Annotated in this window: 15 protein-coding genes and 1 other annotated feature; of the genes, 14 read left to right on the top strand and 1 reads right to left on the bottom strand. The window is 38.6% G+C overall.

Going from position 1 to position 16,186, the window contains the following annotated elements; genetic code table 11:
• Positions 1-28 precede the first annotated feature (28 nt).
• Positions 29-1,507 (bottom strand): oligosaccharide flippase family protein, encoded by a 1,479-nt coding sequence (locus tag HMPREF1048_RS08715; RefSeq protein ID WP_000789715.1) that lies wholly within the window; start codon positions 1,505-1,507, stop codon positions 29-31.
• A 124-nt stretch (positions 1,508-1,631) separates the two neighbouring features.
• Here HMPREF1048_RS08715 and mecA point away from each other — a divergent pair, with 124 nt between their 5' ends.
• The 14 genes from mecA to HMPREF1048_RS08650 form a co-directional block, all read left to right on the top strand.
• On the top strand, positions 1,632-2,369 hold the full coding sequence (gene mecA, locus HMPREF1048_RS08710) for an adaptor protein MecA (RefSeq protein WP_000782684.1): 738 nt from the start codon (positions 1,632-1,634) through the stop codon (positions 2,367-2,369).
• Between the two features lie 151 nt (positions 2,370-2,520).
• Positions 2,521-3,807 carry a homoserine dehydrogenase gene (locus HMPREF1048_RS08705; RefSeq protein WP_000216348.1) on the top strand — a complete coding sequence of 429 codons (1,287 nt, stop codon included), beginning with the start codon at positions 2,521-2,523 and terminating at the stop codon, positions 3,805-3,807.
• 1 nt (position 3,808) lies between these two features.
• A complete protein-coding gene (thrB, locus tag HMPREF1048_RS08700) occupies positions 3,809-4,678 on the top strand; it encodes a homoserine kinase (protein WP_000692428.1) in 870 nt (289 codons plus the stop codon).
• Between the two features lie 213 nt (positions 4,679-4,891).
• A complete protein-coding gene (gene msrB, locus HMPREF1048_RS08695) occupies positions 4,892-5,830 on the top strand; it encodes a peptide-methionine (R)-S-oxide reductase MsrB (RefSeq protein ID WP_000818193.1) in 939 nt (312 codons plus the stop codon).
• A 60-nt stretch (positions 5,831-5,890) separates the two neighbouring features.
• Positions 5,891-7,615 (top strand): ABC transporter ATP-binding protein, encoded by a 1,725-nt coding sequence (locus HMPREF1048_RS08690; protein WP_000681734.1) that lies wholly within the window; start codon positions 5,891-5,893, stop codon positions 7,613-7,615.
• A 1-nt stretch (position 7,616) separates the two neighbouring features.
• Positions 7,617-9,365, top strand: a complete 1,749-nt coding sequence (locus tag HMPREF1048_RS08685) for an ABC transporter ATP-binding protein (protein ID WP_001254299.1) — start codon at positions 7,617-7,619, stop codon at positions 9,363-9,365.
• A 250-nt stretch (positions 9,366-9,615) separates the two neighbouring features.
• A complete protein-coding gene (locus HMPREF1048_RS08680; protein ID WP_000870429.1) occupies positions 9,616-10,875 on the top strand; it encodes a TRZ/ATZ family protein in 1,260 nt (419 codons plus the stop codon).
• 76 nt (positions 10,876-10,951) lie between these two features.
• Positions 10,952-11,087 (top strand) — a sequence feature (ribosomal protein L10 leader region).
• 38 nt (positions 11,088-11,125) lie between these two features.
• Entirely contained in the window at positions 11,126-11,626 is a 501-nt protein-coding gene (gene rplJ / locus HMPREF1048_RS08675) for a 50S ribosomal protein L10 (protein WP_001287277.1), read from the top strand.
• Between the two features lie 72 nt (positions 11,627-11,698).
• Positions 11,699-12,067 carry a 50S ribosomal protein L7/L12 gene (gene rplL / locus HMPREF1048_RS08670; protein ID WP_001196965.1) on the top strand — a complete coding sequence of 123 codons (369 nt, stop codon included), beginning with the start codon at positions 11,699-11,701 and terminating at the stop codon, positions 12,065-12,067.
• A gap of 573 nt (positions 12,068-12,640) precedes the next feature.
• Entirely contained in the window at positions 12,641-12,868 is a 228-nt protein-coding gene (locus HMPREF1048_RS08665) for a hypothetical protein (protein WP_000301901.1), read from the top strand.
• A 152-nt stretch (positions 12,869-13,020) separates the two neighbouring features.
• Positions 13,021-13,497: a type II toxin-antitoxin system antitoxin PezA gene (pezA, locus tag HMPREF1048_RS0102465; RefSeq protein ID WP_000579612.1), complete on the top strand. Its 477-nt coding sequence runs from the start codon at positions 13,021-13,023 to the stop codon at positions 13,495-13,497.
• Positions 13,497-14,267, top strand: coding sequence for a type II toxin-antitoxin system toxin PezT (gene pezT / locus HMPREF1048_RS08660; protein ID WP_000405372.1), 771 nt, complete (start codon positions 13,497-13,499; stop codon positions 14,265-14,267). Before pezA ends, pezT begins: the two co-directional genes overlap by 1 nt.
• A 132-nt stretch (positions 14,268-14,399) precedes the next feature.
• Positions 14,400-15,344: an AbaSI family restriction endonuclease gene (locus HMPREF1048_RS08655; RefSeq protein WP_000239221.1), complete on the top strand. Its 945-nt coding sequence runs from the start codon at positions 14,400-14,402 to the stop codon at positions 15,342-15,344.
• A gap of 232 nt (positions 15,345-15,576) precedes the next feature.
• Positions 15,577-16,186, top strand: a 610-nt coding sequence (locus tag HMPREF1048_RS08650; protein ID WP_000002268.1) for a hypothetical protein, incomplete at its 3' end; no start/stop codon positions are given.

Genomic DNA, 16,186 nt, shown 5'->3' with positions numbered 1-16,186 from the left:
CCTTGTTTTAGATAGGTAGGTAATTTTTTTAATTTCTTTTAATCTTAGCAAGAGCAAGATTGAGTGCATAATGGAATGTTTTATCTTTTGTGATAAAAAGTATCAAGAGATAGTAGATTCCACAGGTTGCAACAGTCGAGAGAACCATGAGTATCATATTGAGGTTGACTATATAAGAGTTGATTTGGAAAAGGAATTTAAACGCAAAATAGATCGGAATGAATCCGAGCGATACAATAGTATAGCGTGTTAAAGTAGTAAAGATTTCTTTTAAGTCAAGCAGATGATGTTTCTTGATAAAGTAAATTTCCAGTAGAACAACTACAGTTTCTGCAATAATAGTAGTAGCAATGTAATACTCTGGTGCAAAAATATTATTGAAATATAAGAGACTGTTGAGTAGGATATTGGCACCGCCACCAATAAAGTAAAAGGCTGTTAAACGATTTTCGTGGTCGTTGATGAAGATAATTTGTTTACCAAGGATTAACTCAATGGCCCAAATGATAGTACGAAAGGCGAAGACACTAGTCACAATACCAGCTTCAAGGTATTTTTCAGAAGAGTAGATGACTGCAGCATAGTTTCCTAATACCATAATCCCAATACTGGTTGGAATGATAAGGAAATAAAAGAGGGCGGCTCCTTGGTTTAGAAGATTTTTATAAGATTCGTAGTCTTTCTTACCGAGATAGTAGCCGAGACGTGGAATACTAACGTTGATAGCTCCACTCAGGACACTGGCAATCAACATAACGATGCTAGAAGCAATGGTGTAATAAGAAATGTAGTTTTCATCAGGTCCTTTGGTGATAAACATTCTATCAAGTAAGGTGTAGAGCATATTGGCATTAGCTAGAAGCAACATGGTCAAGAGTGGTTTAGATGCTTTGACTAATTCGACAAGACCAATCTTAACAAAGGAAACTTCTCGTTTAATCCAGAGAAAACTGAGTAGATAGTTGAGAATTGTCGTTGCACTCATGATGATTGCATAAGGTACGATATCATTTGGAGTTTTTACAAAGGTGAAGATAGCGATCAACATGGCAATACGAATAACCAATGTTTTGTATAAGATGAATGCATAATTTTCATAAGCTTCATTCATCCACTCGATATAAAGGAATTGGAAGAGAGCCTGGACACCAAGTATATAGTAGAGTTCTTTCAAATTTTCAATACTATTATCCAGATAAATAAATAGGAAATAGATACTTGTTGTTAGAACAGATGTAATAATGGAGATATAGAATAACTTAGAGAAAACATAGTTGATTTTATTTTTATCATCCTTGACCTTACTGATAGCTCGAATTCCGTAGTTATAGATTCCAAAGGCGGCTAAAGGAATGACAAAGCTAGCCCAGGTATTTGCGGTATTGAAATAACCGTAATTGGATTTGCTGAGAATCCGAGTCAGATAAGGATTGGTTATCAGCGGAAAAACGATATTGAGAACATTGACTAGTAAGCTAGCCAGTGCATTAACTTTTATATTTTTCATTGTACTTTCTTTCTTGTATTGTAAAATGGTCTCTAGTATTATATCACATTCTTGCTCCATTCTTTTGATAAAATCGTAAAAATCTAGTATAATAGATAGAACTGAAAGTATGAGGTTACTAGCAATGAAAATGAAACAAATTAGTGATACAACTTTGAAAATCACGATGTCTTTAGAGGATTTGATGGATCGTGGCATGGAGATTGCTGACTTTCTCGTTCCTCAAGAAAAAACAGAAGAGTTCTTTTATGCTATCTTGGATGAGTTAGAGATGCCTGATAGCTTTCTGGATACAGGCATGTTGAGTTTCCGTGTGACTCCAAAACCTGATAAGGTCGATGTCTTTGTAACCAAATCAAAGATTGATCAAAATCTAGATTTTGAAGACTTATCGGATTTACCAGATATGGAAGAATTAGCCCAAATGTCGCCAGATGAATTTATCAAAACCTTGGAAAAAAGCATCGCGGATAAAACTAAGGATGATATCGAAGCGATTCAATCTCTTGAGCAAGTCGAAGCCAAGGAAGAAGAGCAGGAACAGGCTGAACAAGAAGTTGAAAGTAAGAAAGAGCCTTACATCTACTACATCCTTTCTTTTGCAAAATTAGCTGACTTGGTGGCTTTTGCCAAGACAGTGACTTTTGAGATGGAAACTTCTGAACTCTACAAGATGAATGAGCGCTATTATTTGACCATTTTAGTGGATATTGAAAATCATCCAAGTCCATATCCAGCTTGGCTGTTGGCTCGTATGCGCGAGTTTGCAGACGATAGTGACATCAGTCGTTCAGTCTTGCAGGAGTATGGTCAAGTCTTGATGAATCACGATGCTGTGCTAAATCTGCAAAAGATTGGATAATCCTTTCTGGAAAGCTTTTTCTAGATTTTAAGTAGAGCGAATCGTCTGATTCGTTTTTTCTTTTCTAGATTGAAATAGTGATTTACTATAATAGGAATTTTCACAAAATTCTGTTATAATGGCTATATTAGAAAATTTCGAGGAGACAAACATGACAGTTAAAATTGCTTTACTAGGATTTGGTACCGTTGCAAGTGGTGTGCCCTTCCTCCTAAAGGAAAATGGAGAAAAAATCAATCAATCAGCACATTCAGAGATTGAAGTTGCTAAAGTATTGGTCAAGGATGAAGATGAAAAGAATCGCTTGCTTGCAGCAGGGAATGACTTTAACTTTGTAACCAATGTGGATGACATTTTGTCAGATCAAGACATTACGATCGTAGTGGAATTGATGGGGCGTATCGAACCAGCTAAAACCTTTATCACTCGTGCCTTGGAAGCTGGAAAACACGTTGTGACTGCTAATAAGGATCTTTTGGCTGTCCATGGTGCAGAATTGCTAGAAATCGCTCAAGCTAATAAGGTAGCACTTTACTACGAAGCAGCAGTAGCTGGTGGGATTCCAATTCTTCGTACCTTGGCAAATTCCTTGGCTTCTGATAAAATTACGCGCGTGCTTGGTGTAGTCAATGGAACTTCTAACTTCATGATGACCAAGATGGTGGAAGAAGGCTGGTCTTACGATGATGCTCTTGCGGAAGCGCAACGTCTAGGATTTGCAGAAAGCGATCCGACAAATGACGTAGATGGGATTGATGCAGCCTACAAGATGGTTATTTTGAGCCAATTTGCCTTTGGCATGAAGGTTGCCTTTGATGATGTAGCCCACAAGGGAATCCGCAATATCACACCAGAAGACGTAGCTGTAGCCCAAGACTTGGGTTATGTAGTGAAATTGGTTGGTTCAATCGAAGAAACTCCTTCAGGTATTGCTGCAGAAGTAACTCCAACCTTCCTACCTAAAGCGCACCCACTTGCCAGTGTGAATGGCGTAATGAATGCTGTTTTTGTAGAATCTATCGGTATCGGCGAGTCTATGTACTACGGACCAGGTGCTGGTCAAAAACCAACTGCAACAAGTGTTGTAGCAGATATTGTCCGTATCGTTCGTCGCCTGAATGATGGAACCATCGGTAAAGACTTCAACGAATACAGCCGTGACTTGGTCTTGGCAAATCCTGAGGATGTTAAAGCAAATTACTACTTCTCAATCTTGGCTCCAGACTCAAAAGGTCAGGTCTTGAAATTGGCTGAAATCTTTAATGCCCAAGATATTTCCTTCAAGCAAATCCTCCAAGATGGAAAAGATGGTGACAATGCGCGTGTCGTTATCATCACACACAAGATTAATAAAGCGCAACTTGAAAATGTCTCAGCTGAATTGAAGAAGGTTTCAGAATTCGACCTCTTGAATACCTTCAAGGTGCTAGGAGAATAAGATGAAGATTATTGTACCTGCAACCAGTGCCAATATCGGGCCAGGTTTTGACTCGGTCGGTGTAGCTGTAACCAAGTATCTTCAAATTGAGGTATGTGAAGAACGAGATGAGTGGCTGATTGAACATCAGATTGGCAAATGGATTCCACATGACGAGCGTAATCTCTTGCTCAAAATCGCTTTGCAAATTGTACCAGACTTGCAACCAAGACGCTTGAAAATGACCAGTGATGTTCCCTTGGCGCGTGGTTTGGGTTCTTCTAGCTCGGTTATCGTTGCTGGGATTGAACTAGCCAACCAACTGGGGAATCTCAACTTATCTGACCATGAAAAATTGCAATTAGCGACCAAGATTGAAGGGCATCCTGATAATGTGGCTCCAGCCATTTATGGTAATCTCGTTATTGCAAGCTCCGTTGATGGGCAAGTTTCTGCTATCGTAGCAGACTTCCCAGAGTGTGATTTCCTAGCCTACATTCCAAACTATGAATTACGTACTCGAGACAGCCGTGGCGTCTTGCCTAAGAAATTGTCTTACAAGGAAGCTGTTGCGGCCAGTTCTATCGCCAATGTGGCGGTTGCAGCCTTGTTGGCAGGAGACATGGTGACCGCTGGGCAAGCAATCGAGGGAGACCTCTTCCACGAGCGCTATCGTCAGGACTTGGTGAGAGAATTTGCGACGATCAAGCAAGTAGCCAAAGAAAATAGTGCCTATGCAACCTACCTTTCTGGTGCTGGGCCGACAGTTATGGTTTTGGCTTCTCATGACAAAATGCCAAAGATTAAGGCAGAATTGGAAAAGCAACCCTTCAAAGGAAAACTTCATGACTTGAAGGTTGATACCCAAGGTGTCCGTGTAGAAGCAAAATAAAGAATAGAAGATAGGATGGGGAAACTCTTGACCAGAGGGCTTCCTATCCTTTTTTTGAAAAGAAGTTTATACTCAATGAAAATCAAAGAACAAACTAGGAAGCTATCCGTAGGCTGCTCAAAATACTATTTTGAGGTTGCAGATGTAAGCTGACGTGGTTTGAAGAGATTTTCGAAGAGTATTAGCTAAAAACTTGATAAAGGAGAAATAAAGATGGCAGAAATTTATCTAGCAGGTGGTTGTTTTTGGGGCCTAGAGGAATATTTTTCACGCATTTCTGGAGTGCTAGCAACCAGTGTTGGCTACGCTAATGGACAAGTCGAAACGACCAATTACCAGTTGCTCAAGGAAACAGACCATGCAGAAACGGTTCAAGTGATTTATGATGAGAAGACAGTATCACTCAGAGAGATTTTACTTTATTATTTCCGTGTTATTGATCCATTATCAGTCAATCAACAAGGGAATGACCGTGGACGTCAGTATCGGACCGGTATATATTATCAGGATAAAGCAGACTTGCCAGCTATCTTCACAGTGGTGCAGGAGCAGGAGCGCATGCTTGGGCGAAAGATTGCAGTAGAGGTGGAGAAACTTCGCCACTACATTCTGGCTGAAGATTACCACCAAGACTATCTTAAGAAAAATCCTTCAGGTTACTGTCATATCGATGTGACCGATGCTGATAAGCCATTGATTGATGCCTCTAACTATGAAAAGCCTAGTCAAGAGGTGTTAAAGGGCAGTTTATCTGAAGAATCCTATCGTGTTACCCAAGAAGCTGCTACAGAGCCTCCATTTACCAATGCCTATGACCAAACCTTTGAAGAAGGGATTTATGTAGATATTACGACGGGTGAGCCACTCTTTTTTGCCAAGGATAAGTTTGCCTCAGGATGTGGTTGGCCAAGTTTTAGCCGTCCGATTTCCAAGGAATTGATTCATTATTACAAGGATCTCAGTCATGGAATGGAGCGAATTGAGGTTCGTTCTCGGTCAGGAAATGCTCACTTGGGTCATGTTTTCACAGATGGACCGCGTGAGTTTGGTGGCCTCCGTTACTGTATTAATTCTGCATCCTTGCGCTTTGTGGTCAAGGATGAGATGGAAGAGGAAGGATATGGCTATCTACTGCCTTACTTAAACAAATAAATCAGAGAGGGTGGGTGCTTCCCACTTTCTTCATTTCTAGAAAACGAATAGAAGGGATCTATGAAACACCTATTATCTTACTTTAAATCTTACATCAAGGAATCGATTTTTGCACCCTTGTTCAAGCTACTAGAAGCTGTTTTTGAACTCTTGGTTCCCATGGTGATTGCTAGGATTGTTGACCAATCCTTGCCCCAGAAAAATCAAGGTCATCTCTGGATGCAGATTGGTTTGCTCCTTATCTTTGCAGTAATTGGTGTTGTAGTGGCCTTAATAGCCCAGTTCTACTCAGCTAAGGCTGCGGTTGGATTTGCCAAAGGACTGACAGATGATCTCTATCGTCATATTCTTTTCTTGCCCAAGGACAGCAGAGATCGTTTGACCACTTCTAGCTTGGTCACTCGCTTGACTTCGGATACCTACCAGATTCAGACTGGTATCAATCAATTCCTACGTCTCTTTTTGCGAGCGCCTATTATCGTTTTTGGTGCCATTTTTATGGCTTATCGAATCTCAGCTGAGCTGACTTTCTGGTTCTTGGTCATGGTTGTCATTTTGACCATTGTTATTGTAGGGCTCTCTAGACTGGTTAATCCTCTCTACAGTAGTCTTAGAAAGAAAACGGACCAACTGGTTCAAGAAACGCGCCAGCAATTACAAGGAATGAGAGTGATTCGTGCTTTTGGCCAAGAAAAACGAGAGTTACAAATTTTTCAAACCCTTAACCAAGTTTATGCCAGATTGCAAGAAAAAACAGGCTTCTGGTCTAGTTTATTAACCCCTCTGACTTATCTGATTGTCAATGGAACTCTCCTCGTCATCATCTTGCAGGGCTATATTTCTATTCAAGGAGGATTGCTAAGTCAAGGTGCTCTCATTGCCCTTATCAACTATCTACTACAGATTTTGGTGGAATTGGTCAAGTTAGCCATGCTGATAAATTCCCTCAACCAATCCTATATCTCAGCCAAGCGAATCGAGGAAGTTTTTGCTGAGGCTCCAGAAGATATCCATTCAGAGTTAGAACAAAAGCAAGATACCAGCGAGCGGGTTTTACAAGTTCAAGAACTGACCTTTACCTATCCTGATGCGGCCCAGCCTTCTCTGAGAGACATTTCCTTTGATATGACTCAAGGACAAATCCTTGGTATCATTGGGGGAACGGGTTCTGGTAAATCAAGCTTGGTGCAACTCATCCTTGGACTTTATCCAGCAGACAAGGGGAGCATTGACCTTTATCGAGATGGATCTAGTCCTCGTAATCTTGAGCAGTGGCGGTCTTGGATTGCCTATGTGCCCCAAAAAGTCGAACTCTTTAAAGGAACCATTCGTTCCAACTTGACTCTAGGTTTAGATCAAGAAGTAACTGACCAAGAACTCTGGCAGGCCTTGGAAATTGCGCAAGCAAAGGATTTTGTCAGTGAAAAGGAAGGAATCTTGGATGCTCTAGTTGAGGCAGGAGGTCGAAATTTCTCGGGCGGTCAAAAACAAAGGCTGTCTATCGCACGAGCAGTCTTGCGCCAGGCTCCGTTTCTCATCCTAGATGATGCGACTTCGGCCCTCGACACTATTACCGAGTCTAGGCTCTTGAAAGCTATTCGAGAAAATTTGCCAAATACGAGCTTAATTTTGATTTCTCAAAGAACATCGACTTTACAGATGGCTGACCAGATTCTTCTCTTGGAAAAAGGGGAGCTACTAGCTATCGGCAAGCACGAGGATTTGATGAAATCTAATCAAGTCTATCGTGAAATCAATGAATCCCAACATGGAAAGGAGGACTAGCATGAGACGACAAACTGCAAATCAAACACTCACACGTTTGGCCAAAGATTTATCAAGTCATCCTTTCCTCCTTTTCCTAGCCTTTCTAGGAACCATTGCCCAGGTTGCCTTATCAATCTACCTACCTATTCTGATTGGGCAGGTCATCGACCAGGTTCTAGTGGCTGAGTCTTCGCTAGTTTTTTGGCAAATTTTCATTCAGATGGTATTGGTGGTCATAGGAAATACACTAGTTCAATGGGCCAATCCTCTCCTCTATAATCGTCTAATTTTCTCTTATACCAGAGGCTTGCGAGAGCGAATCATCCATAAGCTCCATCGGTTACCGATTGCTTTTGTCGATCGACAAGGAAGTGGGGAGATGGTCAGTCGTGTAACCACGGACATAGAACAGTTGGCAGCTGGCTTGACTATGATTTTTAACCAATTTTTCATTGGCGTCTTGATGATTTTGGTTAGTATTCTAGCCATGCTCCAAATCCATCTCCTCATGACTCTCTTAGTCTTGCTGTTGACTCCACTATCCATGGTGATTTCACGCTTCATTGCCAAACGATCCTATCATCTCTTCCAGAAGCAAACGGAGACGAGGGGAATTCAGACTCAGTTGATTGAAGAATCGCTTAGCCAGCAGACCATTATCCAGTCCTTTAATGCTCAGGCAGAGTTTATTCAAAGACTGCGTGAGGCTAATGACAACTACGCAGGCTATTCTCAGTCAGCCATCTTTTATTCATCAACGGTTAATCCTTCGACTCGATTTGTCAATGCACTCATTTATGCGCTTTTAGCTGGAGTGGGTGCTTATCGTATCATGATGGGCTCTACCTTGACCATTGGGCGTTTAGTGACATTTTTGAACTATGTTCAACAGTACACCAAGCCCTTTAACGATATTTCTTCAGTTCTAGCTGAGTTGCAAAGTGCTCTGGCTTGTGCAGAGCGTGTTTATGGAGTCTTAGAGAGTCCTGAGGTGGCTGAAACAGGTAAGGCAGTCTTGACCAGTGACCAAGTTAAGGGAGCTATTTCTTTTAGACATGTCTCTTTTGGCTACAATCCTGAAAAGATTTTGATTAAGGATTTATCTATCGATATCCCATCCGGTAGCAAGGTAGCTATTGTTGGTCCGACAGGTGCTGGAAAATCAACCTTTATCAACCTTCTTATGCGTTTTTATCCTATTAACTCGGGAGATATCTTGTTAGATGGTCGTTCCATTTATGATTATACTCGAGCATCATTGAGACAACAGTTTGGCATGGTGCTCCAAGAAACCTGGCTCAAGCAAGGAACCATTCATGATAATATTGCCTTTGGCAATCCTGATGCTAGTCGGGAGCAAGTGATTGCTGCTGCCAAAGCAGCCAATGCAGACTTTTTCATCCAACAGTTACCTCAAGGCTATGATACAAAGCTAGAAAATGCTGGAGAATCTCTCTCTGTCGGTCAGGCTCAGCTCTTGACCATTGCCCGAGTCTTTCTGGCTATTCCAAAGATTCTCATCTTAGACGAGGCGACTTCTTCTATCGATACACGGACAGAAGTGCTGGTACAGGATGCCTTTGCCAAACTCATGAAGGGGCGTACTAGCTTTATCATCGCCCACCGCTTGTCAACCATTCAGGATGTGGATTTGATTCTTGTCTTGGTGGATGGCGACATCGTGGAGCATGGCAATCATCAGGATCTCATGACTAGAAAGGGCAAGTATTACCAAATGCAGCAAGCTGCCGCTTTTAGCTCTGAATAAGCCATTCTCTTTTGAAAGTTTATGGACGAAAAAAGTTGCCTTCGGGTGACTTTTTTGTTACAATAGCTAGAAAAATTATTCACTGTAATACTCAATGAAAATTAAAGAGCAAGCTAGGAAGCTAGCTGTAGCTTGCTCAAAGCACTGCTTTGAGGTTGTAGATAAGACTTAGTAACATATACCTACGGCAAGGAGAATCTGCAGCGGTTTGAATTTGAGTATAAATTGTCTTTTAGAAAAGGAGCCTAGAATGAAAGTCTATCAGCATGTAAATATCGTGACTTGTGACCAAGATTTCCATGTTTATCTGGATGGAATCTTAGCTGTTAAGGATTCTCAAATCGTCTATGTCGGTCAAGAGAATTCAGAGATTTTAGAGCAAGCTGAGCAGATTATAGACTATCAGGGGGCCTGGATTATGCCTGGATTGGTCAATTGCCACACACATTCTGCTATGACAGGCTTGCGAGGAATTCGGGATGACAGCAATCTCCATGAATGGCTCAATGACTATATTTGGCCTGCAGAAGCTGAGTTTACTCCAGACATGACTACCAAGGCGGTCAAAGAAGCGCTGACAGAAATGCTCCAGTCAGGAACAACAACCTTTAATGATATGTATAATCCAAATGGAGTGGAGATTGAGCGGATTTATCAGGCAGTGAAAGATTCCAAGATGCGTTGTTATTTCTCACCGACCCTCTTTTCTTCAGAGGCAGAGACAACTGATGAAATTATAAGCAGAACTCGATTCATCATAGAGAAAATCTTAGAATATAAAAATCCAAATTTCAAGGTTATGGTAGCCCCACATTCTCCCTACAGCTGTAGTAAAGATTTGCTGGAAGAGAGCTTGGAAATGGCAAAAGAGCTGGATATTCCTATCCATATTCATGTTGCGGAGACCAAGGAGGAGTCAGGAATTATTCTAAAACGATACGGCAAACGCCCCCTCGCCTTTCTAGAAGAACTGGGTTATTTAGATCATCCGTCTGTCTTTGCTCACGGGGTCGAATTAAACGAGCGAGAAATTGAACGTTTGGCAACTTCTCAAGTGTCTATTGCCCACAATCCTATCAGTAACCTCAAACTGGCCTCAGGGATTGCTCCAATCATCCAACTGCAAAAAGCAGGAGTGGCAGTAGGAATTGCGACAGATTCGGTTGCTTCCAATAATAATCTAGATATGTTTGAGGAAGGACGGACTGCGGCCCTTCTTCAGAAGATGAAAAGTGGGGATGCCAGCCAATTCCCAATCGAAACATCCCTCAAGGCTCTGACAATCGAAGGGGCTAAGGTCCTAGGAATGGAAAATCAGATAGGAAGTCTGGAAGTTGGTAAACAGGCAGATTTTCTCGTTATTCAACCACAAGGGAAAATTCATCTCCAACCTCAGGAAAATATGCTTTCTCATCTCGTCTATGCTGTTAAATCCAGTGATGTTGATGATGTTTATATCGCTGGAGAACAGGTTGTTAAGCAAGGTCAAGTTTTGACAATAGAACTTTAGAAGAAAAATCACGAAAAAATTTTAAAAAAAGTTTGCAAAAATCTTGCATTCTTTTTTTGACTATGCTATACTTATATACGGTTTGAAAAAACTGCCTAAGACAGTAGGGGAGCTCGACTCATAAGTATCCTACCGAGGACAAAACGTATCATGTAAAAAGAAGCGTATTGTACTTTCGTGTCTAGGTTTGGGCGCGTTTTTCTTTTGGAAAATTTCCCCAAGCAAAATAATTACGGAGGTGAACACACTAATGAGTGAAGCAATTATTGCTAAAAAAGCGGAACTAGTTGACGTAGTAGCTGAAAAAATGAAAGCTGCTGCATCTATCGTCGTTGTAGACGCTCGTGGTTTGACAGTTGAGCAAGATACAGTTCTTCGTCGTGAGCTTCGTGGAAGCGAAGTTGAGTATAAAGTGATTAAAAACTCAATCTTGCGTCGTGCAGCTGAAAAAGCTGGTCTTGAAGATCTTGCATCTGTATTTGTTGGACCATCTGCAGTAGCATTTTCTAACGAAGATGTTATCGCACCAGCGAAAATCTTGAACGACTTTTCTAAAAACGCTGAAGCACTTGAAATCAAAGGTGGTGCAATCGAAGGCGCTGTCGCATCTAAAGAAGAGATTCTTGCACTTGCAACTCTTCCAAACCGCGAAGGACTTCTTTCTATGCTCCTTTCTGTACTTCAAGCGCCAGTGCGCAACGTTGCTCTTGCAGTCAAAGCGGTTGCAGACAACAAAGAAGACGCAGCTTAATCTTAAGCTACGCAGCGTAGCCTAGCTACGAAAATCTACTATAAATTTAAAACATATTTGGAGGAAATAACAATGGCATTGAACATTGAAAACATTATTGCTGAAATTAAAGAAGCTTCAATCCTTGAATTGAACGACCTTGTAAAAGCTATCGAAGAAGAATTTGGTGTAACTGCAGCTGCTCCTGTAGCTGTTGCTGCAGCTGGTGCTGCTGACGCTGGTGCTGCTAAAGATTCATTCGACGTTGAATTGACATCTGCAGGCGACAAAAAAGTTGGCGTTATCAAAGTTGTACGTGAAATCACAGGTCTTGGTCTTAAAGAAGCTAAAGAACTTGTTGACGGTGCACCAGCACTTGTTAAAGAAGGCGTTGCAACTGCAGAAGCTGAAGAAATCAAAGCTAAATTGGAAGAAGCTGGAGCTTCAGTTACTCTTAAATAAGAGGCATATACCAATTAGAATTCGGAATACTATAGTATCAGCCTTTTAGAATCGTGAACACATTTTAGAAACTGATAAATTAATTTAGTTTCCTACCAAAAACCCTACCAAAAATTAATTTGGCAGGGTTTTTCTTTTTAATAAAATTATTTTGGAGAACAGGGCTCGTTTTAAATGACCAGAAGTAAGCTATGTATAGATTCTAATTATAGTAGAATTTCGTATTTCAAATTTTATAGAAATTTTTAAGAACCCTGACTATCATTGTCACTATTTTGCAAAACATAAAAAGTCAGAGTCAGATTTAGATTTTGCGGAATTTGTCGTTCAAAATCGGGAAAATCCAGATGAATTACAACACCATTTTGATTTTATCTATGGTGTTCAGACTGATGACAATCCAACCCAAGCTTTAGCTCGTTTTCGTCAGAATGAAATTACAAAAGAAGAAATGCTTGCTGAGTTTAGAAACCCCTATTCTTTTAAATAATTATCCATTCACAACCAATCTTTTTGTGATATAATGAAAATAGAGAAGGTTTATCAATCAAAAACAGGGGAGGAGTTACAAAAATGGCAGTAGTATCATTGGAAAATAATATTAAACTATATAGTTCAGAATTATTTCAAGCACTATTAAAAGCCTCCAATTATAAATTGGATGAGCATATTGCTAAGACTGTTGCAGAAGTCTATGCTCGTAATCTAGATTATTCTGATCCTGAACTGATGCATGTTGGTGTAACTTCGGTTGCTAACAATCTGCTTACAAAAATTAAACAAGAGTATTTTAATGTATAGTATTTTGAAAAGCCACCGAAAAAGGAATTACTCTTTAAGGTGGCTTTTTTAGAAGTAAAGTTTAGGCTAGAAAAACAAGAAATAACGCACCAATTTTGGTGCGTTCTGTTTTTTTATGCTATAATGGATTTAGAAAAATAAAGGAGTTTGCCATGATTGGAAAGAACATAAAATCCTTACGTAAAACACATGACTTAACACAACCCGAATTTGCACGGATTATAGGTATTTCTCGAAATAGCTTAAGTCGTTATGAAAATGGAACGAGTTCAGTCTCTACGGAACTAATAGACATCATCTGCCAGAAGTTTAATGTATCTTATGTCGATATCGTAGGAGAAGACAAAATGCTCAATCCTGTTGAAGATTATGAACTGACTTTAAAAATTGAAATTGTGAAAGAAAGAGGTGCTAATCTATTATCTCGACTCTATCGTTATCAAGATAGCCAGGGAATTAGCATTGATGATGAATCTAATCCTTGGATTTTAATGAGTGATGATCTATCTGACTTGATTCATACGAATATCTATTTAGTAGAAACTTTTGATGAAATAGAAAGATATAGCGGCTATTTGGATGGAATTGAACGTATGTTAGAGATATCTGAAAAACGGATGGTAGCCTAATGGAAATCCAAGATTATACTGATAGTGAATTCAAACATGCTCTAGCACGGAATCTTCGTTCACTGACAAGAGGAAAAAAGTCCAGTAAGCAACCTATAGCGATATTGCTTGGAGGGCAAAGTGGTGCCGGCAAGACTACAATTCATCGTATTAAACAGAAAGAATTTCAAGGAAATATTGTTATCATAGATGGCGATAGTTTTCGTTCTCAGCATCCACGCTATTTAGAACTGCAGCAAGAATATGACAAAGACAGTGTAGAATACACCAAAGATTTTGCGGGAAAAATGGTGGAGTCTTTAGTAAGAGAATTGAGTCATTTGGGATACAATCTTTTGATTGAGGGAACTTTACGTACTATTGATGTTCCAAAGAAAACAGCACAACTATTGAAAAATAAGGGATATGAAGTAAAATTAGACTTAATTGCGGCAAAGCCTGAGCTGTCCTATCTAAGTACTCTTATCCGATACGAAGAACTATACGCTATCAATCCAAATCAAGCACGCGCAACTCCAAAAGAACATCATGATTTCATTGTAAATCATTTAGTTGATAATACACGACAATTGGAAGAACTAGCTATCTTTGAAAGAATTCAAATTTATCAACGAGATAGAAGCTGTGTATATGATTCAAAAGAAAATACAACTTCAGCAGCAATCGTTCTTCATGATTTACTATTTGGAGAATGGAATCAAGTTGAGAAAGAGATGCTTAAATCAGGAGAAGAAAGATTGGAAGATTTAACTAATCGAAATGGTTGTTAGAACACAAATTTTAAAACAAAAGATATTTAAATTTTTTATCGGAATAGAATTGGAACTATCTATATAGATTGTTCTATAACTTAATGAATATAAAAATTATAAAACCAATAGAATTAATAAAAGGTAGAAAAAATGGTGAAAAAAGAAAAACCAGCTCTTTCTGAGCTAGAATATAATGCGTTAATGCTTTCTAAAATTGCTCACAAAAAATATGAATATTATGTTATAAGTCGTATTATTCATAAGTTAGATGATAATCAAATTGAATTTTCAACTCAGCAATTAGTTCGTGGAGAAGATGGGAAGCGATATTTGGTAGATTTATATTTTCCTCAATTCAACATTGGTATTGAAGTTGACGAATCTTACCACAAAAATCAAGTCGCGGAAGATTCTTATCGTGAGCGCGTAATTGTAGAAAAAACTCAAATGCAATTATATCGTTTTGATTGTAATAATCGGACAAAAGAAGATTTAGATGGTCAAATTCAAGAGTTTGTTAAAAAGATTCGTTTAAAGAAATCGGAATTAAAAAAAGATGGTAAGTTCATTCCTTACGATTACAATAAGCTTTATAACCCATATGCATGGAAAGGTTCTATTAAAGTCGGAGATCGTGTGCGCTTGCGTACCCATGATCAAGTTTTGACAATGTTTGGAATAAAAAAGAAAAATGGCGAAAATTATGTCTCATGGGAAAGTGCTACCTATCCAAAAGGAAAGAAAGAATTTTCTAAAACAAACAATCCTGGGGAACATTATATTTGGTTTCCTAAAGTTTACGAAAATGATGGTTGGATGAACAAGCTTACAACTGATGAAAATGGAAAAACAATTATTATTCAACGCAATAAAAATAAAAAAGAAATGGTTGTAGGCTATGATGAAATCTTGACTGGAAATATAGTTGTATTCGTTCACCAAAAAGATGAATTTGGAACAACCGCTTATGAGTTTAAAGGAGTTTTTAAAAAACGTCCTCATCCAAGAGTTCATTCAGAAGCTATTTTTGAAAAGGTTTCTGATACAATTAATTTCCAAGAATTTATTGAGTGGATTAGTGAAGTAAGAGAATAATAAAAAGATTGGACAAAAAGTCTTTAAAATCAGAAAAACGTATAGTGTCAGTTCTTGAGAGAACTTGATATTATGCGTTTTATTGTGAAAAGATTTTCTTCATTTTCTCCTGAAATAGAATTTTTGTCCTGCTTCATAATTTCAATATTAAATTTTAGAATATAGACAAAATATGTCTACCCTAGGATGTATAATACTTATATAGAAATAAGAGAAAGAAGGTAAATAATATATGGCAAATTTATCAGAAGCACATGGCAGAGTTTATATTAAAGCATCAAATCTTAAAACTATAGAGTATTTTCTCTTAATTCAAGAAGAAAGAAATAAATATGTTTATTATCCAACTGATATTATAGATAGTCAATCTGACATATCAGATATAGTCTCCGCAAGAACGGGTCAAGAAAATGGTTATTATATATGCAACATGTGGTTTACTGCTGAAGGTAGATGGTGTTTTGAAAATAATATAGATGACTTTTTTGATTGTACTTTATTTCAAGATACAGATGATGTTTTTATAAGACAAATGAAGGAATATGTTTGTAGTCAAGATATTCAAATCAAATTTGAGTATGTAGATGCTGAAGCTAGTCAGAATTTTGTTAAGGAACAAGAAGCAACAATTACATATAACTCAAAAACAAAAGATATAAGTATAGATGTTAAAACCATAAAAGAACTACCTTACACAGCAGAAAACCTAATAGTTTATGGATACTATGAATGTGATGAAGTTGTTTCCATTCAATTTTTGCTTGATTACTATGATGATTATTTAAGAGGAAATGAATTTTATTTAAAACATAAAGATGAAATTATTCCTATTTTAGAAAAAC

The organism is Streptococcus mitis SK575 (assembly GCF_000257865.1).
Classification (GTDB): Bacteria; Bacillota; Bacilli; order Lactobacillales; family Streptococcaceae; genus Streptococcus; species Streptococcus mitis_CQ.
Note: the sequence above shows the minus strand (reverse complement) of the source record. Positions and strands in the feature narration are given on the sequence as shown.

Coding starts and splice junctions, on each gene's coding strand:
- pezA (WP_000579612.1), top strand. CDS start 13,021: ATGATTGGAAAGAACATAAAATCCTTACGTAAAACACATGACTTAACA.
- rplL (WP_001196965.1), top strand. CDS start 11,699: ATGGCATTGAACATTGAAAACATTATTGCTGAAATTAAAGAAGCTTCA.
- HMPREF1048_RS08705 (WP_000216348.1), top strand. CDS start 2,521: ATGACAGTTAAAATTGCTTTACTAGGATTTGGTACCGTTGCAAGTGGT.
- msrB (WP_000818193.1), top strand. CDS start 4,892: ATGGCAGAAATTTATCTAGCAGGTGGTTGTTTTTGGGGCCTAGAGGAA.
- HMPREF1048_RS08665 (WP_000301901.1), top strand. CDS start 12,641: ATGGCAGTAGTATCATTGGAAAATAATATTAAACTATATAGTTCAGAA.
- HMPREF1048_RS08655 (WP_000239221.1), top strand. CDS start 14,400: ATGGTGAAAAAAGAAAAACCAGCTCTTTCTGAGCTAGAATATAATGCG.
- HMPREF1048_RS08685 (WP_001254299.1), top strand. CDS start 7,617: ATGAGACGACAAACTGCAAATCAAACACTCACACGTTTGGCCAAAGAT.
- HMPREF1048_RS08680 (WP_000870429.1), top strand. CDS start 9,616: ATGAAAGTCTATCAGCATGTAAATATCGTGACTTGTGACCAAGATTTC.
- rplJ (WP_001287277.1), top strand. CDS start 11,126: ATGAGTGAAGCAATTATTGCTAAAAAAGCGGAACTAGTTGACGTAGTA.
- mecA (WP_000782684.1), top strand. CDS start 1,632: ATGAAAATGAAACAAATTAGTGATACAACTTTGAAAATCACGATGTCT.
- thrB (WP_000692428.1), top strand. CDS start 3,809: ATGAAGATTATTGTACCTGCAACCAGTGCCAATATCGGGCCAGGTTTT.
- HMPREF1048_RS08715 (WP_000789715.1), bottom strand. CDS start 1,507: ATGAAAAATATAAAAGTTAATGCACTGGCTAGCTTACTAGTCAATGTT.
- HMPREF1048_RS08690 (WP_000681734.1), top strand. CDS start 5,891: ATGAAACACCTATTATCTTACTTTAAATCTTACATCAAGGAATCGATT.
- pezT (WP_000405372.1), top strand. CDS start 13,497: ATGGAAATCCAAGATTATACTGATAGTGAATTCAAACATGCTCTAGCA.